The 22521-nt window shown below is 72.6% G+C and carries 13 protein-coding genes; 9 read left to right on the top strand and 4 right to left on the bottom strand.

The window, feature by feature from the left end:
- Window positions 1-145: 145 nt before the first annotated feature.
- A complete protein-coding gene (ggt, locus tag ACGFNH_RS17020; RefSeq protein ID WP_393654355.1) occupies window positions 146-1993 on the top strand; it encodes a gamma-glutamyltransferase in 1848 nt (615 codons plus the stop codon).
- Window positions 1994-2128: 135 nt separating this feature from the next.
- Here the strand turns inward: ggt and ACGFNH_RS17015 are convergent, their stop codons facing one another.
- Window positions 2129-2803 carry a hypothetical protein gene (locus ACGFNH_RS17015; RefSeq protein WP_393654353.1) on the bottom strand — a complete coding sequence of 225 codons (675 nt, stop codon included), beginning with the start codon at window positions 2801-2803 and terminating at the stop codon, window positions 2129-2131.
- A 599-nt stretch (window positions 2804-3402) separates the two neighbouring features.
- On the bottom strand, window positions 3403-4845 hold the full coding sequence (locus ACGFNH_RS17010) for an MFS transporter (RefSeq protein WP_393654351.1): 1443 nt from the start codon (window positions 4843-4845) through the stop codon (window positions 3403-3405).
- A gap of 259 nt (window positions 4846-5104) precedes the next feature.
- Between ACGFNH_RS17010 and ACGFNH_RS17005 the strand changes: the two genes are divergently transcribed.
- The 7 genes from ACGFNH_RS17005 (at window position 5105) to ACGFNH_RS16975 (ending at window position 18881) form a co-directional block, all read left to right on the top strand.
- Window positions 5105-6985: a fatty acyl-AMP ligase gene (locus ACGFNH_RS17005; protein WP_393654350.1), complete on the top strand. Its 1881-nt coding sequence runs from the start codon at window positions 5105-5107 to the stop codon at window positions 6983-6985.
- Window positions 6982-13752, top strand: a complete 6771-nt coding sequence (locus ACGFNH_RS17000) for an SDR family NAD(P)-dependent oxidoreductase (protein WP_393654348.1) — start codon at window positions 6982-6984, stop codon at window positions 13750-13752. The genes ACGFNH_RS17005 and ACGFNH_RS17000 overlap by 4 nt, the downstream gene beginning before the upstream one ends.
- 142 nt (window positions 13753-13894) lie before the next feature.
- Entirely contained in the window at window positions 13895-14977 is a 1083-nt protein-coding gene (locus ACGFNH_RS16995) for an alpha/beta hydrolase (RefSeq protein ID WP_393654346.1), read from the top strand.
- The gene (locus tag ACGFNH_RS16990; RefSeq protein ID WP_393654344.1) at window positions 14974-16545 is read left to right on the top strand and encodes an acyl-CoA carboxylase subunit beta; all 1572 of its coding nucleotides are present in this window, start codon (window positions 14974-14976) and stop codon (window positions 16543-16545) included. The genes ACGFNH_RS16995 and ACGFNH_RS16990 overlap by 4 nt, the downstream gene beginning before the upstream one ends.
- Entirely contained in the window at window positions 16542-16778 is a 237-nt protein-coding gene (locus ACGFNH_RS16985; protein WP_393654342.1) for an acyl-CoA carboxylase epsilon subunit, read from the top strand. The genes ACGFNH_RS16990 and ACGFNH_RS16985 overlap by 4 nt, the downstream gene beginning before the upstream one ends.
- A gap of 46 nt (window positions 16779-16824) precedes the next feature.
- Window positions 16825-18624, top strand: coding sequence for an acetyl/propionyl/methylcrotonyl-CoA carboxylase subunit alpha (locus ACGFNH_RS16980; RefSeq protein WP_393654340.1), 1800 nt, complete (start codon window positions 16825-16827; stop codon window positions 18622-18624).
- An 11-nt stretch (window positions 18625-18635) separates the two neighbouring features.
- Window positions 18636-18881 (top strand): hypothetical protein, encoded by a 246-nt coding sequence (locus ACGFNH_RS16975; protein ID WP_393654338.1) that lies wholly within the window; start codon window positions 18636-18638, stop codon window positions 18879-18881.
- A gap of 297 nt (window positions 18882-19178) precedes the next feature.
- Here ACGFNH_RS16975 and ACGFNH_RS16970 read toward each other — a convergent pair whose 3' ends face one another.
- Complete coding sequence (locus tag ACGFNH_RS16970) at window positions 19179-20045, bottom strand: universal stress protein (protein WP_393654336.1); 867 nt, start codon at window positions 20043-20045, stop codon at window positions 19179-19181.
- Between the two features lie 495 nt (window positions 20046-20540).
- Here ACGFNH_RS16970 and ACGFNH_RS16965 point away from each other — a divergent pair, with 495 nt between their 5' ends.
- Window positions 20541-21185, top strand: coding sequence for a hypothetical protein (locus ACGFNH_RS16965; RefSeq protein ID WP_393654334.1), 645 nt, complete (start codon window positions 20541-20543; stop codon window positions 21183-21185).
- A 256-nt stretch (window positions 21186-21441) separates the two neighbouring features.
- On the opposite strand, the gene ppk2 is transcribed toward ACGFNH_RS16965, so the two are convergent.
- Complete coding sequence (gene ppk2 / locus ACGFNH_RS16960; RefSeq protein ID WP_393654332.1) at window positions 21442-22365, bottom strand: polyphosphate kinase 2; 924 nt, start codon at window positions 22363-22365, stop codon at window positions 21442-21444.
- Window positions 22366-22521: the final 156 nt, after the last annotated feature.

Here is a 22521-nt window from a genome sequence, read left to right as displayed (position 1 = left end):
CGCGGACCGGGTGCGACTCGCGGCCCCAGCGGGTTACCGATCGGAAACCTCAGATCTCGCGCAAATAATGGCGATTCTCATTGCTCGATCCGCACCGACACTGGAAGGGTTTCGTCAATTCCCCTCACGAGGCCCCGGAGACTACATGGCTGTCCACCGCGCCGTTGTCGCTGTCGCGTGCACCGCGGCTCTTGCTTGTCCCCTGCTGATCCCCGCGGCCTTCGGCTCCTCGCCCGCAGCCCACGACAGCGCCTCCCGCGCCGAACCGCCCCCGAAGCAGGCGGTGGCCCGGGGCAGCGGCGGTGCCGTTTCCAGCGTGAACCCGTACGCGTCCCAGGCCGGCCTCAAGGTCCTGCGCCGGGGCGGCAACGCGGTGGACGCCGCGGTGGCCACGGCGGCGGCGCTCGGTGTCGTCGAGCCGTACTCCGCGGGCATCGGAGGCGGCGGCTACTTCGTCTACTACGACGCCAAGTCGAAGAAGGTGCGGACGATCGACGGCCGGGAGACCGCTCCCGCCCGTATGCGCGCGGACTCTTTTGTCGACAAGTCCACCGGCAAGCCCCTTCCGTTCGACGAGGTCGTCAACTCGGGCCTCTCCGTGGGTGTGCCGGGCACACCGGCCACCTGGCAGAAGGCCCTCGACGACTGGGGCACGGTCGGCCTCGGGCAGGCACTCCGCCCGGCCACCCGTCTCGCCGGCGACGGCTTCGTGGTGAACGAGGAGTTCCGCGCCCAGACCGAGATGAACGAGGAGCGCTTCCGCGACTTCGGCTCCACCGCCGAGCTGTTCCTCCCGAACGGTGAACTCCCCGTCGTCGGCTCGCGTTTCCGCAACCCCGGCCTCGCCCGTACGTACAAGGAACTCGGCCGCGACGGCGTGGACGCCCTCTACCGCGGTGACATCGGACGCGATGTGGTGCGCACCGTCCAGAAGCCGCCGGTGGCCCCCGGCTCGGACCGCAAGGTACGCCCAGGACTCATGGAGCGGGGCGACCTCACCGCATACGACACGGTGCGCCGGGCCCCGACGCGTACGACCTACCGCGGGCACGATGTCTTCTCGATGGCGCCGTCCTCCTCCGGCGGCACCACCGTCGGCGAGGCCCTGAACATCCTGGAGAACTCCGAGCTCTCGCCGGACGACAGGACCCAGGCCCTCCACCGCTACATCGAGGCGAGCCGTATCGGCTTCGCCGACCGCAACCGCTGGGTGGGCGACCCGGCCTTCTCGGACGTGCCCACCCACGAGCTGCTGTCGAAGCGGTTCGCCAAGGAACGGGCGTGCCTGATCCGGCCCGACTCCGTGCTGAAGAGCCCGGTCGCCCCCGCGGACCCGCGCTCGCCCGGCTCGGGCTGCACGCAGGCCAAGGGCGGCAAGGAGCCGTACGAAGGGCCCTCGACGACCCACCTCGTGGCGTCCGACCGCTGGGGCAACGTCGTCTCGTACACCCTGACCATCGAGCAGACCGGCGGCTCCGCCATCACCGTGCCCGGACGCGGCTTCCTGCTCAACAACGAGCTCTCGGACTTCAACTTCACGCCGATCACCGAAGGCGTCCCGGACCCGAACCTGCCCGGCCCGGGCAAGCGTCCGCGGAGCAGCATGTCGCCGACGATCGTGCTCAAGGACGGTGAGCCGCAGATTGCCGTCGGTTCTCCCGGCGGGGCCACGATCATCACCACGGTGCTGCAGACGCTGGTCAACCGCCTGGACCTCGGCATGTCACTGCCGGAGGCCGTCGCCGCGCCGCGCATCTCCCAGCGCAACCGGCCCGACACCGAGGCCGAACCCGCCTTCCTGAAGACGCCGGAGAGCAAGGAGCTGGAGAAGCTCGGCCACTCCTTCGTCCTGGCGCCGGAGACGTTCACACCGTCCCCGGAGATCGGGGCCGTGGCCGCGCTGGAGTTCCTGCCGGACGGCCGAGTCGAGGCGGTCGCCGAACCGAAGCGCCGTGGCGGAGGCTCCGCCATGGTGCTGCACGAGGGCCGCTGACCCTCGCAACCGGCCTGTGTCTGCCCGCCCCTTCTCGACGGGCAGGCACGGTGCGGGCCCCGGCCGCCGTGGGGGATCACTCGGCCGGGGCCCGCTGCTTTCCTGCGTGACCGCTGTTCCTTACGTGATGCGGCGTCAGACTCCGCAGAACGGCACGCTGCCCAAGGGGGCGCAGTTGTTGGGCGAGTTGGCGCTGACGAGCGTCGTCACGAGGTTCACCGAGCCCGAGGCTTCGTAGATGCCGCCGCCTCCGCCCGCGGTGGTCGCGGTGTTGCCGACGACGGTGCTGGCGGCGAGGTTCGCGGTGCCGGTTTCGTTGTAGAGCCCGCCTCCCAGGGCCGCTTCGTTGTTGCGCAGGGTGCTGCTCACCAGCAGCACGTCGCCGCCCAGGTTGGCGATGCCACCGCCCGGCTGCCCGGCTGCGGCCTTGCCTCCCCGTACGGTCACGCCACTGAGCTTGAGCTCCCCGCTGTTCAGGCCCTGACCGTCGACCTTGAGGACGCGGAAGTCGGCGGCGGTCGAGGACCGGACGATCTGGGTGCTGATGCCGGAGAGGGTGATCGGTGTGGTGATGTCCGGCAGCCCGGAGCCCCCGTCGGTGCTGTGGGCCAGGGTGAGTGTGTACGTGCAGAACGGGGCCAGCACCAGGTCGTCCCCTCCGATGAGATTCGCCGCGTTGATGGCGTTGACCAGCGCGCCCTCGCTGCAGCCCACGACCTGTACGGCCTGGGCGTTGGTCGGGACGAGCGCCAGGCCCACGGCCAGGGCGACGGTCCCGAGCAGCGCCGGGATCCTGCGGGTAGCTCGCATGGGGGGCTCCTTCTGTCGTGAGAAGCGGACCGCGCCGGCCGGCGCCGTAATAGGCGCCGACCGGTTTTCCACCACTCCACGGAGAAGCCTGCCCAGCGACTCGGCGGCCGGACTGCATTCCGTCGGTGAAACACCGAAGGCAGGCCGCCTGTCGTAACTCCCCCAGGAGGGTGGGCGGCCCGCCGGTTCGGATAGGGACAGCAAAGCACCGCGTCTCAATACCCTTCAAGGAAAGGCGAATTAGTCGTACCAGGCCGTGTGGTGCGCGGGGTGAAATGCGGTCGGGAGTACCACCCTGCCGTACCACCCCCGTGATCCCCTTTGGCGCCCCGGAACCCGTGTCCGCATAAGGGGGAAGGAATCCTCACAGGTCCCGGGCGGTTTCGCCGTCCGGGCCCCATGCCGCGCGCCCGGGTACGCAAGTGCCCGGCGTCCTGCGGCGGACGGGCGCACTCCGCGATGCCGGTCCGAATTCCGGCACGCACGCGGGAAAAGCGGTGGGTGCGAATTCCGTCGTCCCGGGTTTCAGGCGGAACCGCTTCCGTCCGGGGCGCCGTTCACCGCGCGAAGGCAATCCGCGGAATCAGCGCGCGCTGCGTCTACGGTGAATGCGACGGGCGCAATGCCAGGCCCGCCACGACCGCACCGACGGCCACCAGCGCCGCCGCCACTGTCAGCCCGGCCTGGTAGCCCTCCAGAAATGCGGCCGCCGGGTCCATTCCCCCTCGCACCGCCGATCCCTGACGCCGTGCCACGACCGCGCCCACCAGGGCGATGCCCAGCAGCGCCGACAGTTCGCGCGCCGCGCTCACCACACCCGAGACCACACCGGAGGCTGCGTCCGAGGCGGTGTCCAGTGTCTTCGCGGTCAGCGGTACGGTCACGGCCGAGCCCGCCCCGATCGCGATCAGCCCCGGCATCAGATCGAGCAGCCGTTCCCCGTCCCCGGCCCGCGCCAGCAGGAGCAGACCGGCCGCGACCGTCAACAGCCCGCCCGCGGTGGTCCGGTGGGCCCCGAACCGGCGAACCAGCAGCGCGGTGAGGGGAGTTGCGAGAATGAGGAAGGCCGCAACCGGGGTGAAGGCCAGACCCGCCTCCGTCGGTGTCAGGCCCAACCCCCGCTGAAGGAACAACGTGGTGAAGAAGAAGACCCCGTTGACCCCCAGCCCCCAGAGCACCTGCGCCGCCACACCACCGCTGAACACCCGGTCGCGGAACAGGGACAGGTCCACCATCGGCGTGCCCGCCGTCCGCTGGCGGACCACGAACAGGGCGAGCGCCCCCAGAGAAGCGGCGAACGCCCACATGATCACCGGTGAGACGAAGCCGTGGCGAGGCCCCTCGATCAGCCCGTACGCGAAGCCTCCCGCGGCCAGGCACGAGAGCGCCACGCCCACCGGGTCGAAGCGCCCTGCCCAGCCCTGGGGCGGCCGGCCGGGTGCCGTGGGCACTGCCGGTCCCTCCGCAAGCGCACCGGGCGAGGGGCCGCGGGGAACGGCCCGGGCCACCGCCGCCAGCGCCAGGACGCCGAACGGCACATTGATGACGAAGATCCAGTTCCAGCCCCAGTGTTGGCTGATGACGCCTCCGATGACCGGCCCGAGCGCGAGCGCCGCGGCCAGCGCCCCCATCCAGGTCGCGACGCCCGCGGCCCGGGCCTTCGGCCCCAGGTCGCGGGTCAGCACCGCCAGCGACGCCGGAATGACCAGGGCCGCCCCGATGCCCTGAAGGCCGCGGCAGGAGATGAGCTGGCCGCCGGTCCGCGCCAGCCCGCACAGCAGGGACGCGGTGGTGAACAGGGCGAGCCCGGTCAGAAGCGTCGGACGGCGCCCCCAGACGTCGGCCGACCGGCCACCGGTGAGCAGCAGCGCGGCGAAGGTCAGCGGGTACGCCGCGGCCACCCATTCCAGATCGGCCAGGTCGAGCCCGAGGTCCTGCTGCATCAGCGGCAGCGCCACATTGACGACGGTGTTGTCGAGGCACGTCATGAAGGCCGCGAACGCGAGCGCCGCCAGGAGTCCGTATTCACCCGGACGGCTCATTGCGGCCACCTCTTTTCTCGTCGGCGCACGGGGGACGCGGCGCATGCGGAGAACTCGTGCAGGAGTGCCCTGCTCGTACGGGAGTTCCCGGTCATGCGTAGCCATTCAAATGGACCATAGGTGTTTGACATATACCAATGGCGACTTTAACGTCCAAAAGACCAACTCTCGGACTATTGGCGTTTTATGCCTCACCTCCGGTGGCGCTCGCTGCGGGGAGAGGGAAGCCATGTCGGATGATCCACCGGAGGGTGCAGCCATGATGTCCGCATGCCACGGCGGTGAGTCCGATGCGACGGGGGGACCGAGCGCCGACGAGGACACGCTCGTCGCCCGGATGATCCGAGCCGCGGAGACGTTCCCGGACGAGCCCGCCTTCGTCTTTGTCGACTTCGCCGCCGATCCTGCCGGGCGGCGCACCACACTCACCTGGTCCGAACTCGACCGTCTTACGGGGACGATGGCCGGGATCCTGGCCGAGGCCGGGGCCGCACCGGGCGAGCGGGTCGCGGTGGTCGCCCCCCAGGGACCCGAATACGTCATCGGGTTCCTCGGAGCCATGCGGGCCGGCGCGATCGCCGTGCCCCTGTTCCCGCCCAACCTCCCCGGCCATGACGAGAAGCTCGCCGCCGCGCTCGTCGACACGCGCCCGGCCTGCCTCCTCACCACCGAGCCCGCCCGCGTGTCCCTCGAGGACTTCCGCATCAGCAAACGGCTGCCCGGCCGGTCCCGCACCGTCACCGTCGCCCTCGCGGAGCTCGAGAGCCGGGCCGCGGAGCTCCCCGGCGCGCCGGAGGGGGAACGCGTACGGCCCGAGGACTGCGCGTACCTCCAGTACACCTCCGGGTCCACCCGGAACCCGTCGGGCGTGGAGGTCACGCACGGGGGCGCCGTGGCCAACATCCGCCAGATCATCGCGGCGTACGGCATCGAACACGGGCGGAACCACATCGTCTCCTGGCTTCCGCTCTTCCACGACATGGGCCTGGTGCTGTCCGTGGGCGTCCCGCTCGTCAGCGGCGCGCACGCCGTGATCACCGAACCGCTGGCGTTCGTCCAGCAGCCCGTGCGCTGGCTGCATCTGCTCGCCGACCGGCCCGGCGCCGTGACCGCCGCACCGAACTTCGCGTACGACTACTGCGCGCGGCGCGTGAAGGAGGAGCAGCGGGCGGGCCTGGCGCTGCAGGACGTGGCGGTCCTGATCAACGGCAGCGAGCCGATCCGGGCCGAGACCCTCGACCGTTTCCAGCAGGCGTTCGCGGCCTGCGGGACGCGCCCGGAGATGATGCGTCCCGCGTACGGGCTCGCCGAGGCCACCGTCTTCGTCTCCACGACACCGATCGGCACCGCCCCACAGGTGACCGCCTTCGACCGGGAGTTGCTGGGGCAGGGCACCGTTCGCCCCGTCGCGGCCGGTGCCGCGTCCGGCACCTTCACCGAACTCGTCGCCTGCGGCGGTCCGGTCGGCCAGGAGGTCGCCGTCGTCGACCCCGCGAACTGCCGCAGGCTGCCGGACGGTTCCGTCGGCGAGATCTGGGTGCGCGGCCCCAACGTCGCGCGCGGCTACTGGCGAAGTCCCTCCCGCAGCGCCGAGATCTTCGCAGCGGTCCTCGGCGACGACCCGGCCGGCGAGCTGTCGAGCGGTACGCCGTCGACCGCCGGCGCGTACGGCGACGGTGCGCGGCGGTGGATGCGTACGGGAGACCTCGGGGCGATGCACGAGGGCCATCTGTATGTCACCGGCAGGATCAAGGACTTGATCATCGTCGACGGCACCAACCACTACCCGCAGGACATCGAGACGACCGTCCAGGAGGCCCACGCCCTCATCCGCTACGACCACGTGGCCGCGTTCGCCCTGACCGTCGACGGCACCGAGCGCCTCGTCATCGTCGCGGAGCACGCCCGCCATGCCGACGACCCGGAGGCGGAGCGCGAGGCGGTCGGGCGGGCCGTACGGGACGCCGTCGTCGCGGGCCACGGAGCGCCCGTCCACGACTTCGTCCTCGCGCCGCCCGGAACGGTGCCGCGCACCAGCAGCGGGAAGGTCGCGCGAAGCGCCTGCCGCCGGGACTACCTGGCGGGTACGTGGTCGGAGCCCGCGGGCCTGGACCGGGCAGGAGCCGGGGGAGCCGAATGACCCGGGAGGACAGGGAATCAGGCGCCGGACGGAACCAGGACGGGGCGGTGGGGGAGGCGGGGATCCGCGCCCTGCTGCTGCGACTGGTCGCCGAGCGGTGCGCCGTCGCCCCGGAGGACATCGACCCCGACCGTCCGCTGGCCGACTACGGGCTGTCCTCCCGTGACGCGGTCGGTCTCTCGGGGGAGTTGGAGGACGCGCTCGGCCGCACCCTCCCGGCCACGCTGCTGTGGGAGAACCCGAGCGTCGCCGCTCTGGTGCGCCGCCTCGCCGACGGCATGCCGGAGCGCTCCCCGGAGACCCGGACCGGGACCGGGGCCGGCCACGCAACCGCGCAGGCGACCGCGATGGACCCGACGGGCGCCGTGACCGGCGGCGGAGCCGGGCCCGTCGCCGTCGTGGGCATCGGCTGCCGCCTCCCCGGCGGCATCGAAGGGCCGGACGCCTTCTGGGAGTTCCTGCTCGCGGGTGGTGACGCCGTGAGCGTGGTGCCGACGGAACGCTGGCAGGACTTCGACGACGGTTCGGCCGCCACCTCGGCGGCCCTCGCCCGTACACCGCGCTGGGGCGGATTCCTCACCGACGTCGCCGGGTTCGACGCCGAGTTCTTCGGCATCACGCCCCGCGAGGCCCAGTTGATGGATCCCCAGCAGCGGTTGCTCCTCGAAGTGGCCTGGGAGGCACTGGACCACGCGGGCATTCCGGCGCCCTCGCTGCGCGCCGGCCCGACGGGCGTGTTCGTCGGCCTGAGCTCGCTCGAGTACGGATTCCTGACCACCGCCGACCTCGCCCGGGTCAGCGAGTGGACGAGCACCGGGTCGGCGGCCAGCATCGCGTCGAACCGCCTGTCGTACATCCTCGATCTGCGCGGCCCCAGCCTCACGATCGACACGGCCTGCTCGTCGTCGCTCGTCGCGCTGCACCAGGCGTGCCGCAGCCTGCGCTCGGGGGAGTGCGACACGGCCCTCGCCGCGGGGGTCAACGTCCTGCTCTCCCCGGCCGTCACCTCCAGCTTCGAGCAGGCGGGCGCGCTTGCCCCGGACGGGCGGTGCAAGGCGTTCGACGCCTCGGCCGACGGCATCGCGCGCGGCGAGGGGTGCGGAGTCGTGGTGCTCAAGCGCCTCGACGACGCGCTGCGGGACGGCGACCGGGTGCTCGCCCTGGTGCGCGGCTCGGCCGTCAACTCCGACGGACGCTCCGCCGGCATGGTCGCCCCGAACCCCGCAGCCCAGCAGGCCCTGCTGCGCGCGGCGACCCGGGACGCCGGAGTCGGGCCGGCGGACATCGACTACGTGGAGGCGCACGGCACCGGCACACTGCTCGGCGACCCGATCGAGGCGAGTGCGCTCAGCGCCGTCCTGGGAGCCGAACGCCCAGCCGACCGGCCGCTGTTGATCGGCTCGGTCAAGAGCAACGTCGGTCATCTCGAGGGCGCCGCGGGTATCACCGGCGTCATCAAGGCCGTCCTGTCCCTGCACCACGGCACGTTCCCCGCGAGCCTGCACTTCCGCACCCCCAACCCGCACATCGACTTCGAGGCATCGCGCCTGCGCGTCGTCGCCGAGGCCACCCCCGTGCCCGGTGAGGGCGGGCGCCCGGCGCGTGCGGGCGTGTCCGCCTTCGGATTCGGCGGGACCAACGCCCACGCCGTCCTCGAACAGTGGCAACCCGCCGCCGCACCGCCCCCGGAGCCCCGGGACACCGGTGCCACGCCGCACGCCCTCCTCCTCTCCTCGCGCTCCGCCGACCGGATGCGCGACACCGCCCTCGGCCTCGCCGACTGGCTCGGCTCGCCGGCCGGACTGCGTACACCCCCCGAGGACGTGGCCCGCACCCTGGGGCTGCACCGCTACGGCCCGGTGAGCGCCGCTGTCGTCGGCCGCGACCGGGAGGCCCTGGCCGCCGGACTGCGCGCACTCGGCAACGGCCGGCCCGCCGCGGGCGTCTTCGGCCCGCGCACCGTCGATCCGGCCGAACTCGCCGACGAGGGGCCGGTGTTCGTCTTCTCCGGCTACGGATCGCAGTGGGACGGCATGGGCCGCACCCTGCTGGAGGGCGACGAGGAGTTCGCCGCCGCCGTCCGCGCCCTCGACCCGGTCTTCGAGGCGGAGACCGGCACGACGCTGAGCGGGACCATCGCCCGCGGCGTGCCGCCCACGGCCGTCGAGCAGGTCCAACCGCTGCTCTACGGGCTCCAGTTGGCGCTCGCTCGCACCTGGCACGCGTACGGCGTGGAACCCGCGGCGGTCATCGGCCACTCCATGGGCGAGGTGGCAGCCGCCGTCGTCGCAGGAGCCCTCGAACCGCGCGACGGTCTGCGCGTCATGCTCCGCCGCTCCGAACTGCTGGGCACCGTCGACGCCGCGCAAGCCGGCTCCATGGCCGCGATCGACGTCCCGCAGGACGAACGTGCCGCACTCCTCGCCCGCTTCCCCGGCGTCGAGGTCGCGGTGGACGCGTCCCCGCTGCGCTGCACCGTGACGGGCCCGGCCGGACCCGTCGGCCGACTCGTCGCCGAACTCGAGGAGTCGGAGATCCCGGCCCGCCTGCTCGATGTCGGCGGCGCCGGGCACTCGGCCGCAGTCGACCCCGTACTGCCGCGTCTGCGTGCGGCGTTCGAGGGCATCGAGGCGCGGGAGCCGGTCCTTCCCTGGTACGGCACCGTGCACGAGGACCCGCGCCGTACGGTCGTGCCCGACGCCGGCTATTGGTGCGACAACGCCCGACGCCCGGTCCTGCTGCGCCAGGCCGTCACCGCCGCGGCCGAGGACGGGCACCGGATCTTCCTGGAGATCTCACCGCACCCCGTCGCCGCCCTCCCCGTGGGCGAGACGGGCGAGGCGGCGGCCGGGCGCGAGGCCCTCGTGCTGCCGACCCTGCGCCGGGACAGCGACGAGCCGCTCGCGCTACGGGCGGCACTCGCCGCGCTGCACGCGGCCGGAGTGCACCAGCAGCCGGAAGTGCTGTGGCCCACAGGGAGGCGGACGGCCCTGCCCACCGCACCGTGGAGGCATGTGCGGCACTGGGTGCACGACGGCACCCCGGCCCGGCGGGCGGCGCGACCCGCGGGCGGCCACCCCCTCCTGGGAACCCGGGCCGACATCCCCGGAACCCGCCGCACCCTGTGGCACGGGGATGTGGGCACCGAGGGCTGGTACCGCCCCGAGTACGAGGTGCGCGGGACCGCGGTACTGACCCTGGCCGCGTGCGCCGAGATGGCGCTCGCCGCGGCCGCCGAGATCTTCGGCGGGCCCGTCGAGGACGTTGTCGTACGGGATCTGACGCTGAATCATCTTCATCCGCTGTCCGCCAGTACGCCGGTGACGACGCTGCTCGATCCGACCGGGCCGGGGTGCGCGACGGTCAGCGTCAACGCTCGTTCCGCCGCCGGGAGTTGGACGTGCCTCGCCGCGGCGGTCGTGGAAAGCCTGGCCCCCGAGGCCCTCGCGCAGGAAGGTCTCGCGCCCGGCAGCCTCGCACCGGAGAGCGCGTCCGTCCTCGGTGAGCCGGACCGTGAGGCGTACACGGTGCGGCTGCCCTCGCCGGACGGCGCCGACCTCGACGGAACCTCGGCCGGCTGGCACCTGCACCCCGCGCTGCTCGACGCCTGCCTGCGGGCGCCCGCCTCCGCATCCGCCGCGCACCCCGTGAACGCCCCGGGCACACCGGCCGGTTCCGCACCCGCCGGGCGGGCGGCCGCCACCGAGGACGCCCTCCCCGTCGCGATCGGCACCCTTCGGGTACGGCGTTCGGGACCGGCCGCGACCCAGTGCCGCATCCGGCCCGCTTCCCCCGGGACCGCGGACACGGAGGGCGCATCGGCGGCGGCGCAGAGCTGCTGGTCCCTGTGGATGGAGGACAGCGGCGGGACGGCGCTCGTCGAGGCGGAGGACGTACGCCTGCGGGTCCCCGCCCCCGGGGAGGTGCCCCGACCGCTGGACGAGACCGTATTCGAGATCGCCTGGGACAAGACCACCCTGCCCACGTCCGGGACGACCGGCGCGGCCCCGACGGACTGGCTGCTGCTCACCTCCGGCCCCGGGGAGCAGAGCCGCCTGGCGGGCGCACTGCGCGCGGCCCTCGAACAGGAGGGGACCCGGGTCACCGTGGCCCCGGCACACCCGGACGCGGTGGACGGCACCCTGACCGCCTGGCGGAACGGGGTCGCCGACGGCGACGCGTCGGCCGTGGCCGTGCTGTACGCCGAAGCGGCGGGCGCGACGAGCGCCCGCGAGGCCGTCCTCGGCTGCGCCGCGGTCGCCCGCTCCCTCGCCTCTGCCGCGGAAGGCGGTACGGCCCCGCGGCTGTGCCTGGTCACCGAGCGCTCGCTGGCGGTCAACGCGGCCGAGAAGGGGGATCCGGACCGCGCGTGCCTGCGCGGGCTGCTCCGTGTCCTCGCCCTGGAACACCCGCACTTGCGCCCCTGCCTCATCGACATCGACCGCTCCCCGGGCGCCGTCGAGGACCTTGCGCGCGAACTGCTCGGGGACGGCGACGCCGACCAGGTCGCCTGGCGGGCCGGCACCCGCTTCACCGCCCGGCTGGCCCCGGCCGACCTCGGCAAGGACGCCGCCGAGGTGACCTTCGCGCGCGCGGGCGGCGCGTACATCGTCACCGGCGGCCTCGGCGGCCTCGGCCTCGCGACGGCCCGCCGGCTCGCCGAGCGCGGCGCCGGCCGGCTGGTCCTCAACGGCCGCCGCGCACCGGCTCCGCAGGCCGAGGCCGAACTCGCCGAGCTGCGCGGACTCGGCGTCTCTGTCGAGGTCGTCCAGGGCGACATCGCCGAGCCCGGGACCGCGTCGCGCCTCGTGGAGGCCGCCGTCCGCGAGGGCCACCGCCTGTGCGGTGTCGCCCACGCGGCGGGTGTCCTGCGCGACGGCGTCGTCACCGGGCTCGAACCGGAGGACCTGGACACGGTGTTCCGGCCGAAGGTCGACGGAGCGCGCCACCTCGACGAGGCCACCGCGGGCCACGACCTCGACTGGTGGCTGGTGTTCAGCTCCGCCGCGGCACTGTTCGGTTCCCCGGGCCAGGCCGCCTATGCCGCCGCCAACGCCTGGCTCGACGCCCTCGTGCAGCAGCGCCGCGCCCGCGGCGCGCCGGGGGAGTCGATCGCCTGGGGACCGTGGGCCGGGCTCGGCGCAGCCCCCGACATGACCACCCTGGCCCTCGAACCGATCACCCCCGGCGAGGGGTTGGACGCCCTCCAGCTCATCGTCACCGGCGGCCGCCCGTACACCGGAGTCGTACGCCTGGACGTACGACGTGTCGTGCAGGCCTTCCCCGGGCTGGAATCCGTGCCGTACTTCGCCGGACTCGTCCGCGGTGCCGCCGAGGAGCCGGGCGACTGGGGCGGCCCCGAGGCACTGCGCGCGCTCCCGGCCGGAGCGGCGCTGGAGGCGGTGCGCGTACGGCTGGCGCAGCGCACCGCGACGGTCATGGGCTACTCCGACCAGCAGGTCGACACATCCGTGCCGCTCACCGGTCTCGGGCTCGACTCGCTCATGGCCGTCCGCATCCGCAACGCCGTCAAACAGGACTTCGGCACCGTCCTTCCCGAGACCCTGCTGCTGCGCGGCGGCACGCTCGACGACGTTGCCGCGGCCCTGCTCGGCGCGCTCGACATGCACCCCGCGCCCGCCCCCGCGCGGGAGGGCGGGCGCGCCGCCCTCCCGGCCCTTCCGCGGGGCGTGCTGCCCCGGGACGCCGCCGAACGCCTCGTGGCGGGAGTGTGGACCCAGCTCTCGGGCGGGACCCCGGACGGAGTCCACCAGGAACTGCCGGGCCTGGGCGACGACACGGCACGGGTCGAGGCCCTGGCCGAGGGCATCCGAGCCCGGCTGGATGCCACGGACGCGGCCCCGACGGCCGAACAGATCCGGCAGACGCCCACCGTGGCGGCGCTTGCCGATCTGATCCGCCCCGGCCTCGAAGGCAGCACGGACGGAACGCCCTTGCGGGTCCTGCGGGACCCCGGTGCCGCGACCGACCGCGCCCCGCTGTTCGTCTTCCACCCCGCCGGCGGGCCCACCAGCGTCTACCGGCCCCTGACCGGGTTGCTGCCTCGCGGGCTGCCGGTCTACGGGCTCGACCGCGTCGACGCCATGGTCACGGTGGAGGAGAAGGCCGAGTACTACATGGGCCTCATCCGCGGCGTCCAGCCCCAGGGCCCGTACCGGCTGCTCGGCTGGTCCTTCGGAGGCTGCCTGGCGTACGAGGTCGGGCTGCGGCTGCGGGACCGGGGCGAACACGTCGGCTACACCGGCCTGATCGACACCATTCTGCCCGCCGCCCTCCCGGGGCCGGAGCCGGAGGACATCCTGCTGGAGCGCTTCGCGCGGTTCGCCGAGTACGTCGAGACCGCCTACGGCCGCCCGCTGCGGCTGCCGTACGAGGAGATGGCCCGCATGGACGAGCAGAATCAGATCGAGACCCTGATGCGCCATGTGGCCGACGCCGGGCTCGACATGAGTCCCGGCGTGATGGAGCACCAGCGCACCTCGTACGTCGACGCCCGCATCGGCGAGCGCTACCGGCCACGCCCGTACCCCGGGCCGGTCGTCCTCTACCGGGCGCAGGAGGCGCAGGTGCTCACCACCGCCATCGATCCCCGGTACCTGCGGGACGACCGGGACCTGGGCTGGGCACCGCTGTGCCCCGCGCTGCAGGTCGTCCCCGTGCCCGGCGACCATCTGTCGCTGATCGACCCGCCCCATGTGGAGGTCATCGCCCAGCACCTCACGGCCTCCCTGGACGAACACACCTGACCTGTCCCGTAAGCGCCCTGACGGTTCGTCACTTCATTCCGGAGCGGTCCGCCGCCCGGAACGGACGTCCCCGCACGGCGCTCTTCCGCACCCCAGCTCCCGCACGCGACCACGACCGTGCCGAAGACGAAGGAACGAAGCCTTGACCCCCGAAGCAGTCACCACCGGCGGTTCGCACCACTCCGCGCCGAGCCGCCTCCCCTCCTCCGCGCGCCGCCCCCGCCGCAGGACGACCGTCCTCCTGGCCTGCATTGCGGCCGTCTCCGCCCTCGTCGCCGCGCCCACAGCGGTGGCCGACGACCAGGAGTCCGCGTCCCCGTACGCCTTCCCCAAGGTGAAGGCGCCGAGCGGCGCCCGCGTCATCGAGGTGAAGCAGCTCGACGAACGCTCCGCCGACCTCCTCATCGCCTCGCCCGCGATGGGCGCCGACATGCCGGTACGGGTGATCCTGCCGCGCTCGTGGTCCGCGACGTCCAAGCGCACCTTCCCCACCGTCTACCTCCTCCAGGGCGCGAGCGACGACTACACCTCGTGGACCCGCGAGACCGACATCGAGCAACTCGCCTCCGACAACGACGCGATCATCGTGACGCCCGAGGGCGGACGGGCGGGCTTCTACACCGACTGGTTCAACGGCGGCGCCAAGGGCGGCCCCAAGTGGGAGACCTTCCACACCCTCGAACTGCCGCAGATCCTGGAGAGCGCATACAAGGCGAACAAGCGCCGAGCGCTGATCGGCCTGTCCGAAGGCGGGCTCGGCGCGCTCAACTACGCGGGCCGCCACCCGGGGAAGTACGCCTACGCGGCCTCCTTCAGCGGGGTCGTCGACATCGAGGAGCAGGCCACCCGTACCGGCATCTACATCACCTGCGCCCGCGAAGGCATCGACGCGATCAAGCTGTGGGGCCACCCCGCGGACCAGTCGCACGTGTGGGAGGCCCACAACCCCGCCCGCCATCCCGAGCGGCTCCGCGGCGTCAAGGTCCACCTGTCGGCCGCGAGTGGGATGCCGGGCGGACTGGAGGCGTCCTTCGACCCGTTCGCCGGGCTGCTGGAGGGACCGACCTGGACGCCCAACGTCCGGTTCGCCAACTCCCTGCGCGAGGAAGGCGTGGACGTCACCTCCAACTTCCACACGACCGGCACGCACGCCTGGCCGTACTGGCAGCGTGAGCTGCACCTGGTGTGGCCCGGTGTGCTCAAGGCGCTCCGGGTGTCCCGATGACCGCAACAACACCCGGCAGGAGCACGGCCGAACGTCTCGCCGAGCTCGCCCGGCGGAAGGAGGAGCTGGCACCCTCCGAGAGTGCGGCCGAACGCCAGCACGCCAAGGGCAAGATGACCGCGCGCGAGCGCATCGCGGCCCTGCTCGACCCCGGCTCGTTCGTCGAACTCGACGCCCTCGTCCGCCACCGCTGCCACGACTTCGGCATGGAGCGGAACCGGCCGCTCGGCGATGGCGTGGTCACCGGATACGGCGAGGTGAATGGACGTCAGGTCTTCATCTTCGCCCAGGACTTCACCGTATTCGGCGGCAGCCTGGGCGAGATGTACGGCCACAAGGTCGTCAAGGTGATGGACCTGGCGATCCGCACCGGATGCCCGGTCATCGGCATCAACGACTCCGGCGGCGCCCGCATCCAGGAGGGCGTCGAATCCCTCGCCCTCTACGCGGAGATGGTCAAGCGCCACGTCGAGGCGTCCGGCGTCATCCCGCAGATCTCGCTGATGATGGGCCCGTGCGCGGGCGGGGCCGTCTACGCGCCGGCGATCACCGAGTTCGTCGTGATGGTCGACGCCATCTCCCACATGTTCGTCACCGGTCCCGAGGTGCTGCGCACCATCACCGGGCAGTCGGTGGACCGGGAGGATCTGGGCGGGGCGCTGGGCCACAACACCTTCTCGGGCAGCGCCCATTACATGGCCGAGGACGAGAAGGACGCCTTCGACTACGTCCGCGCGCTGCTCAGCTATCTGCCCGCGAACAACATGGACGACCCGCCCGCGTACGCCTCCCCGGAGGAACCCGGCATCCGGGACGAGGACGAGGCGCTGGACACCCTCATCCCCGACGACCTCAGCCGCCCGTACGACATGCAGCAGGTGGTGTGCAGCGTCCTGGACGGCGGCGAACTCCTGGAAGTCCAGCCGCTGTTCGCGCAGAACATCATCTGCGGCTTCGGCCGCATCGAGGGCCGTAGCGTCGGGGTGGTCGCCAACCAGCCCGTCTGCGCGGCGGGCGCGCTGGACATCGACGCGAGCGAGAAGGCCGCCCGGTTCATCCGGACCTGCGACGCCTTCCACATCCCCGTGCTGACGTTCGTCGACGTGCCGGGCTTCCTGCCGGGCATCGACCAGGAGCGCGGCGGCATCATCCGGCGCGGCGCCAAGCTGATCTACGCGTACGCGGAGGCCACCGTCCCCCTCGTCACCGTCGTCACCCGCAAGGCCTACGGCGGTGGTTACGGGGTCATGGGCTCCAAGCACCTGGGCACCGACATCAACCTGGCCTGGCCGACTGCGGAGATCGCCGTCATGGGCGGCGAGGGAGCGGTGAGCGTGCTGTACCGGGACGCCCTTCAGCGGGCCGAGGACCCGGACGCGGAGCGCGAGCGGCTGCGCGAGACGTACGAGCAGGCGCTGTGCAACCCGTACGTCGCGGCCGAACGCGGCTACATCGACGCGGTGATCATGCCCCGGGAGACCAGGAGCCAGGTCGCGCGGGCCCTGCGCATGCTGCGCACCAAGCGCGTCACGCGGCTGCCCCGGAAGCACGGGAACCTCCCGCTGTGAACGACGCCGCGGAGCGGAGTGCGCGCAGCGGTGTGCAGGTCGTCCGCGGCAGGCCGACCGACGAGGAACTGGCCGCGCTCGTCGTGGCGGTCACCGCCGCCGCCTCCGTGGCCGCGGCGCGGGCGGGGGCCCACCGCCGCGCGCCCGCGCGCCGGTGGCACCCGCCCGCGCACCACATGACCCCGGCGACGCGCCCCGGCCCGGCCGCCTGGGTCATGAGCGCCCTGCGGTAGCCGATCGGTAACGAACAACGAATCGTAAGGAGAGGGGACCGTCATCGTGCGCAAGGTGCTCATCGCCAACCGTGGCGAAATCGCTGTCCGCGTTGCCCGAGCCTGTCGGGACGCCGGGATCGGATGCGTAGCCGTCTACGCCGACCCGGACCGGGACGCATCACACGTCCGCGCGGCCGACGAGGCCTACGCGCTGGGTGGTGACACCCCCGCCACCAGCTACCTGGACATCGCCAAAGTCCTCCAGGCCGCCGCCGATTCGGGTGCCGACGCCGTCCACCCCGGGTACGGATTCCTCTCGGAGAACGCCGAGTTCGCCCAGGCGGTCCTCGACGCGGGCCTGATCTGGATCGGCCCCCCGCCGCAGGCCATCCGCGACCTCGGCGACAAGGTCGCCGCCCGCCACATCGCCCAGCGCGCCGGCGCTCCGCTCGTGGCCGGCACCCCGGACCCGGTCAACGGCGCGGAGGAGGTCGTGGCCTTCGCCGAGCAGCACGGCCTGCCCATCGCCATCAAAGCCGCCTTCGGCGGCGGCGGACGCGGCCTGAAGGTCGCCCGCACCCTCGAAGAGGTCCCCGAGCTCTACGACTCCGCCGTCCGCGAGGCGGTCGCCGCCTTCGGCCGCGGAGAGTGCTTCGTCGAGCGCTACCTGGACAAGCCGCGGCACGTGGAAACCCAGTGCCTGGCCGACCGGCACGGCAACGTCGTCGTGGTCTCCACCCGCGACTGCTCACTCCAGCGCCGCCACCAGAAACTCGTCGAGGAAGCCCCCGCCCCGTACCTGAGCCAGGCTCAGAACGACGAGCTGTACGCCGCGTCCAAAGCCATCCTCAAGGAGGCGGGCTACGTCGGCGCGGGCACAGTGGAGTTCCTCGTCGGCACGGACGGCACGATCTCCTTCCTGGAGGTCAACACCCGTCTCCAGGTCGAGCACCCGGTGACCGAGGAGGTCACGGGCATCGACCTCGTCCGCGAGATGTTCCGCATCGCCGACGGCGAGGAACTCGGCTACACCGACCCGCCGGTGCGCGGCCACTCCATCGAGTTCCGCATCAACGGCGAGGACCCCGGCCGCGCCTTCCTCCCCACACCCGGAACCGTCACCGTTTTCCAGCCACCGACGGGTCCCGGCGTACGCGTGGAACCGGGCGTCGAGGCGGGGTCGGTCATCGGCCCGGCCTGGGACCCCCTGCTGGCGAAACTGATCGTCACCGGCGCCACCCGGCAGCAGGCCCTGCAGCGCGCCGCGCGGGCCCTGGCCGAATTCCGGGTCGAGGGCCTGTCGACGGTGCTGCCCTTCCACCGCGCGGTGGTCGTGGAACGGGCGTTCGCCCCCGAACTGACCGGATCGGCCGGGCCGTTCAGCGTGCACACCACCTGGATCGAAACCGAATTCGCGGGCGGGATCGAGCCGTTCACGGCATCGGAGACCGGTACCGAGGGCGACGTACGCGCAGCCGGAACCGGAGCGCGTGAGCGGCTCGTCGTCGAAGTCGGCGGCAAGCGCATGGAGGTCAGCTTCCCCCTGGGGCTCGCCACCCTCGCCGCGGCGGCGGCGGTCGAGCCTCTTCCGGAGGCACCGCATCCCCCCAAGCGCATGCCCACGGGCAAGACACGATCGGCGCTCTCGGACTTCGTTCTCGCCTCGCCGATGCAGGGCACGATCGTCAAGGTCGCCGTCGAGGAAGGGCAGTACGTCAACGAGGGCGACCTCGTCGTGGTGCTGGAGGCCATGAAGACCGAACAGCCCCTCAGCGCCCACTGCTCAGGCGTGATCAAGGACTTGACGGCCGAGGTCGGTGCGCGCCTCACTTCCGGCGCGGTCATCTGCGAGATCAGAAACTGAGCGGGCGGGACATGTTCGGGCACTACATTCCGGCGGGCGGCACGGATCACCGCCGTGACCTGCGCCGGTTCGGCCTGGATCTCGACGGTGACGCGGAATCGGCGGCGGATGCGCCGGCGATGGGGCGGTCGGAGCCCGGTGACACGAACGCCGCGGCCGACCCGGACACGGACGTCGGGAGCTGTACGGCGCTGGGCCTGCTGGAGCTGATCCTGCACGCGGCCACGGACATGCGCGACCGGCCGTTCCGCGATTGACGGCGGACGCCCCTTCCCGTACTCGCAATCGGCCCAACGGCCTTCTTGGGCACGGTCGTTGGGCGATGACGCCGTGGTCCGCGTCCCGCACATCGCGGACGGGCCCGGAGGTCCCGCCGCGGTGTCGTCGACCGGGGAGCCCCGCATCCCCATGCCCCCGCGGCACCCCGGCCGGGTCCGGGGACAGGTCGGGTCGGGTCGGGTCGGGGTCGGTCGGCCGTAGGAGCGGCCGCTCCTGGCGACAGGTGAGTCTCAGGGACCGGTCAGCAGGAAGGGCCGGTCGTTCGCGGTGACTGATCAGTCGTAGGGGACGACGGCGACGGGGCACGGCGCGTGGTGCAGTGCCGCGTGCGCCACGTTGCCGATGCGCGCCGCCATGTGCGCCCGGTGCATCCTCCGCCCCACGACCAGGAGTTCAGCGCCTTCGGCGGCGCGCACCATCGCCTTGGCGGGGCTCTCGTGCCGTACGGCGTCGATCACTTCGACTCCGGGGAACTTCTCGCGCCAGGGCTCGACCGCTTCGTCCAGCCTCTTCTCCATCTCCTTGGTGTGCTGCAGGGCCGCCTCGGCGTTCCCGCTCCCGGGCCGGTGCACCCGGTGTCCGTTGCTCGCGTGGATTATCTCCAGGGGGACGCCCCGCGCGGCGGCGTCGGCGAGCGCGAAGTCGAGCAGGGAGTCGGGGGAGTGGTCCAGATCCAGCCCGACCACCACACGTCCCGTTCCCGGGCCGGAGCGTTCCGCCATGCCCAGACCGCGGCGCATCAGCACCACGGGCCGCTCCGCCCGTGCCACCACACCGAGGCTGATGTCGCCGAGCAGGAAGCTCTCGATGGTGCCCATCCCGCGGGAGCCCAGTACGAGCATCTCGGACTCCGACAACGCCCGCATGAGCGAGTCCACGGGCTGTCCGGCGACGAGTTCCTCGACGACCGGCAGATCGGGGTGGTGCCGGCGGACCTCGGCGTGCGCGTCGTGGACGATCCGCTCCGCCCAGTAGTTCTGGTCGCTCTCCGACGGGGCGTGCTTCTCGTCCTCCGCGAGCATGACCCAGGCGTGCAACAGACGCAGGCGGTATCTGCGCCGTGCCGCTTCGTCCGCAGCCCATCGGGCGGCGTCCAGGCTCTCGGGTGAACCGTCGAGTCCGACGGTGACGACTGGCTCCATGGTGGTGGCCTCCGTCTCGAAGCGAAGCGACATGACAGCGGACGGGTCCGCACCCCTCCAGCGTGCTGTCCACCCCGGCGCAAGCGACAGGGACGTTCGGCCCCCGTCGGCTGCCGTACGGCCCGGCTCGCGGCGGCGCAACCCGCCTGATCAGCGACCCGGCACGCCGGAGCCGGGACCGCCCCGCCCGGTCGCCCTGCCCGGCCGGCAACCCCGCGACCCCGTGCGGGCGCTTGCCCGGTGAGACGGGGAGCACGGGGGCGGAGACGGCGGCTCCGGCATCGTTTGCGCTGGTCGTCGGTGTGCCGAGGACGGCCGGCGAAGGGGCGGAGGGCGTGAGGGGATTCCGGGACGGGCTGCGCGCACCGTCAGCGGAGGCTCCGGCGGACCGGGTGGCCGCCCCCAGGGGACCATTGGCCCCGTGACGCCTCCCGGTCCCACGACGGACCGTGGGAAGCGGAGACATCGTGCCCCGACTGTGGGGGAGGCGAGCCGATGAACGCGCAGGGACCGCCGTACGCGTCAGGGCCCGGTCCGTTCGGGCAGGGGCACTCCGGCGGACGTGAGGATCCGTACGAGGGGCCGAACCCGCTCGTACGCCGCTCCGACCGGGTCCAGACGTGGGTGGGCAGGCTCATCCTGCTGCTGCTCGTCCTGGGGCTCCCGACGGCTGCCCTGGCGGCCGGCATGGCGGTCCACGCGTCCGAGATGCGGACCGTGCATACGCACGCGGCAGACCGTCATCAGGTCACCGCCCGTCTGACCACCGACGCCGACGTCGTCGGATCCGCACAGGCCGACACCGGCGACGATCTGCACAACGCCCGCGTCGGCTGGACGGAGAAGGACGGAACGCAGCGGACCGGTACGGCCCGGGTGTCGCCGGACGCGCACAAGGGCTCCACCGTCCCGATCTGGGTCGACCGCGACGGCCACGTCACATCGCCGCCGATGACAGCCTCGTCGGCGGCGGTGACCGGCTGGGCGGCGGGCGGCGTGACCGCAGGCGCCGTCATCGTCGTGGCGATCGGCGCGCGCACGGGGCTGCGCCGGATCCTCGACCGTCACCGCTACGCGCAGTGGGACGCCGAGTGGGCCCTGCTGGAACCTCAGTGGTCGCGGCGGCTCCGCGAGGAGTGACAGCACGCGGAATGACGCACGCGGAATGACGCACGCGGAATGACGCACGCGGAATGACGGCACGAGGAGCGGCGGGCCGTGAGAAGTGACGGCGTGTGAGGTGTGACGGGCCAGGAGCGTCGAGGCGAGGAGTGCCGGGGGACGGACGGTGCCGCGGGAGAACGAGCCACCGGGCGCCGTGGGCACGCCGGTCGGCCGTCACCGCGTCGCACCGTGACGGGATGGAACGAGCCGTGAGGACCCGTACTACCGCGCGCTAGTCCGCCCGGTCCGCGAGCGTGGCGGAGTGGTCGGGGACATATGTCTGCAGGTCCTTGGGCGGGCGCTCGTAGCCGGTGGACGGCGGGCGGGGCGGCAGCCGCAGATCGGGCTGGGCGACATCCCCGTACGGCACGGTCGACAGCAGGTGCGCGAGCATGTTGAGACGGGCGGCGCGCTTGTCGTCGCTCTCCACCACATACCACGGCGACTCGGGGACGTCGGTGTGCACGAACATCTCGTCCTTGGCGCGCGAGTACGCCTCCCAGCGGGTGATCGACTCCAGGTCCATCGCGGAGAGCTTCCAGCGCCGGGTGGGGTCTTGCAGCCGCTTGCGGAACCGCCGCTCCTGCTCGGTGTCGCTGACCGAGAACCAGTACTTGCGCAGCAGGATCCCGTCCTCGACGAGCATCCGCTCGACGATGGGGCACTGGCGCAGGAAGCGCTGGTGTTCCTCCGGGGTGCAGAATCCCATCACACGCTCGACACCGGCCCGGTTGTACCAGCTCCGGTCGAACAGCACGATCTCGCCGGCGGCCGGGAGGTGCTCGATGTAGCGCTGGAAGTACCACTGCGTGCGCTCGCGCTCGGTGGGTACGGGCAGGGCGGCGATCCGGGCGACGCGCGGGTTGAGATGCTCGGCGAGCCGCTTGATCGTGCCGCCCTTGCCCGCCGCGTCGCGGCCCTCGAAGACGACCACGAGCCGCGCGCCCTCGGCGCGTACCCATTCCTGGAGCCGGACCATCTCGGTCTGCAGGCGCAGCAGTTCCTTCTCGTAGAACGACTTGGGGAGGCGGGTACGGCTGTGCCCATCCGGGGAGGCGGCATGCTGCGCGTCCTGCTTGCCCCGCCCGTCCGATGACTGGCGGCCGGTGTTCTTTCCGCCCGACGCTTTCCCGCCGGACGCCTTGCTGCCGGACATCGCGCTCGCCTCCTCGTCACCTTCGCCGCCCTCGCCACCGCCGCGGACCGGCCGACGGCACCAGCATGGCCGCTGGGGAGGCGGGGCGCGCGGCGAGCGCATGCGATTCCGTGGGGCGTTCGGCGGGAGACAGGGGCCCGCCACCGGGAGACACGG

Source organism: Streptomyces sp. NPDC048639 (genome assembly GCF_043199075.1).
GTDB lineage: Bacteria > Actinomycetota > Actinomycetes > Streptomycetales > Streptomycetaceae > Streptomyces.
This window is presented reverse-complemented; position numbering and strand designations above follow the sequence as displayed.

Bases quoted from the DNA above. Each gene is read 5' to 3' on its own strand.
- ggt (WP_393654355.1), top strand. From the start codon at position 146: ATGGCTGTCCACCGCGCCGTTGTCGCTGTCGCGTGCACCGCGGCTCTT.
- ACGFNH_RS17015 (WP_393654353.1), bottom strand. From the start codon at position 2,803: ATGCGAGCTACCCGCAGGATCCCGGCGCTGCTCGGGACCGTCGCCCTG.
- ACGFNH_RS17010 (WP_393654351.1), bottom strand. From the start codon at position 4,845: ATGAGCCGTCCGGGTGAATACGGACTCCTGGCGGCGCTCGCGTTCGCG.
- ACGFNH_RS17005 (WP_393654350.1), top strand. From the start codon at position 5,105: ATGATGTCCGCATGCCACGGCGGTGAGTCCGATGCGACGGGGGGACCG.
- ACGFNH_RS17000 (WP_393654348.1), top strand. From the start codon at position 6,982: ATGACCCGGGAGGACAGGGAATCAGGCGCCGGACGGAACCAGGACGGG.
- ACGFNH_RS16990 (WP_393654344.1), top strand. From the start codon at position 14,974: ATGACCGCAACAACACCCGGCAGGAGCACGGCCGAACGTCTCGCCGAG.
- ACGFNH_RS16975 (WP_393654338.1), top strand. From the start codon at position 18,636: ATGTTCGGGCACTACATTCCGGCGGGCGGCACGGATCACCGCCGTGAC.
- ACGFNH_RS16970 (WP_393654336.1), bottom strand. From the start codon at position 20,045: ATGGAGCCAGTCGTCACCGTCGGACTCGACGGTTCACCCGAGAGCCTG.
- ACGFNH_RS16965 (WP_393654334.1), top strand. From the start codon at position 20,541: ATGAACGCGCAGGGACCGCCGTACGCGTCAGGGCCCGGTCCGTTCGGG.
- ppk2 (WP_393654332.1), bottom strand. From the start codon at position 22,365: ATGTCCGGCAGCAAGGCGTCCGGCGGGAAAGCGTCGGGCGGAAAGAAC.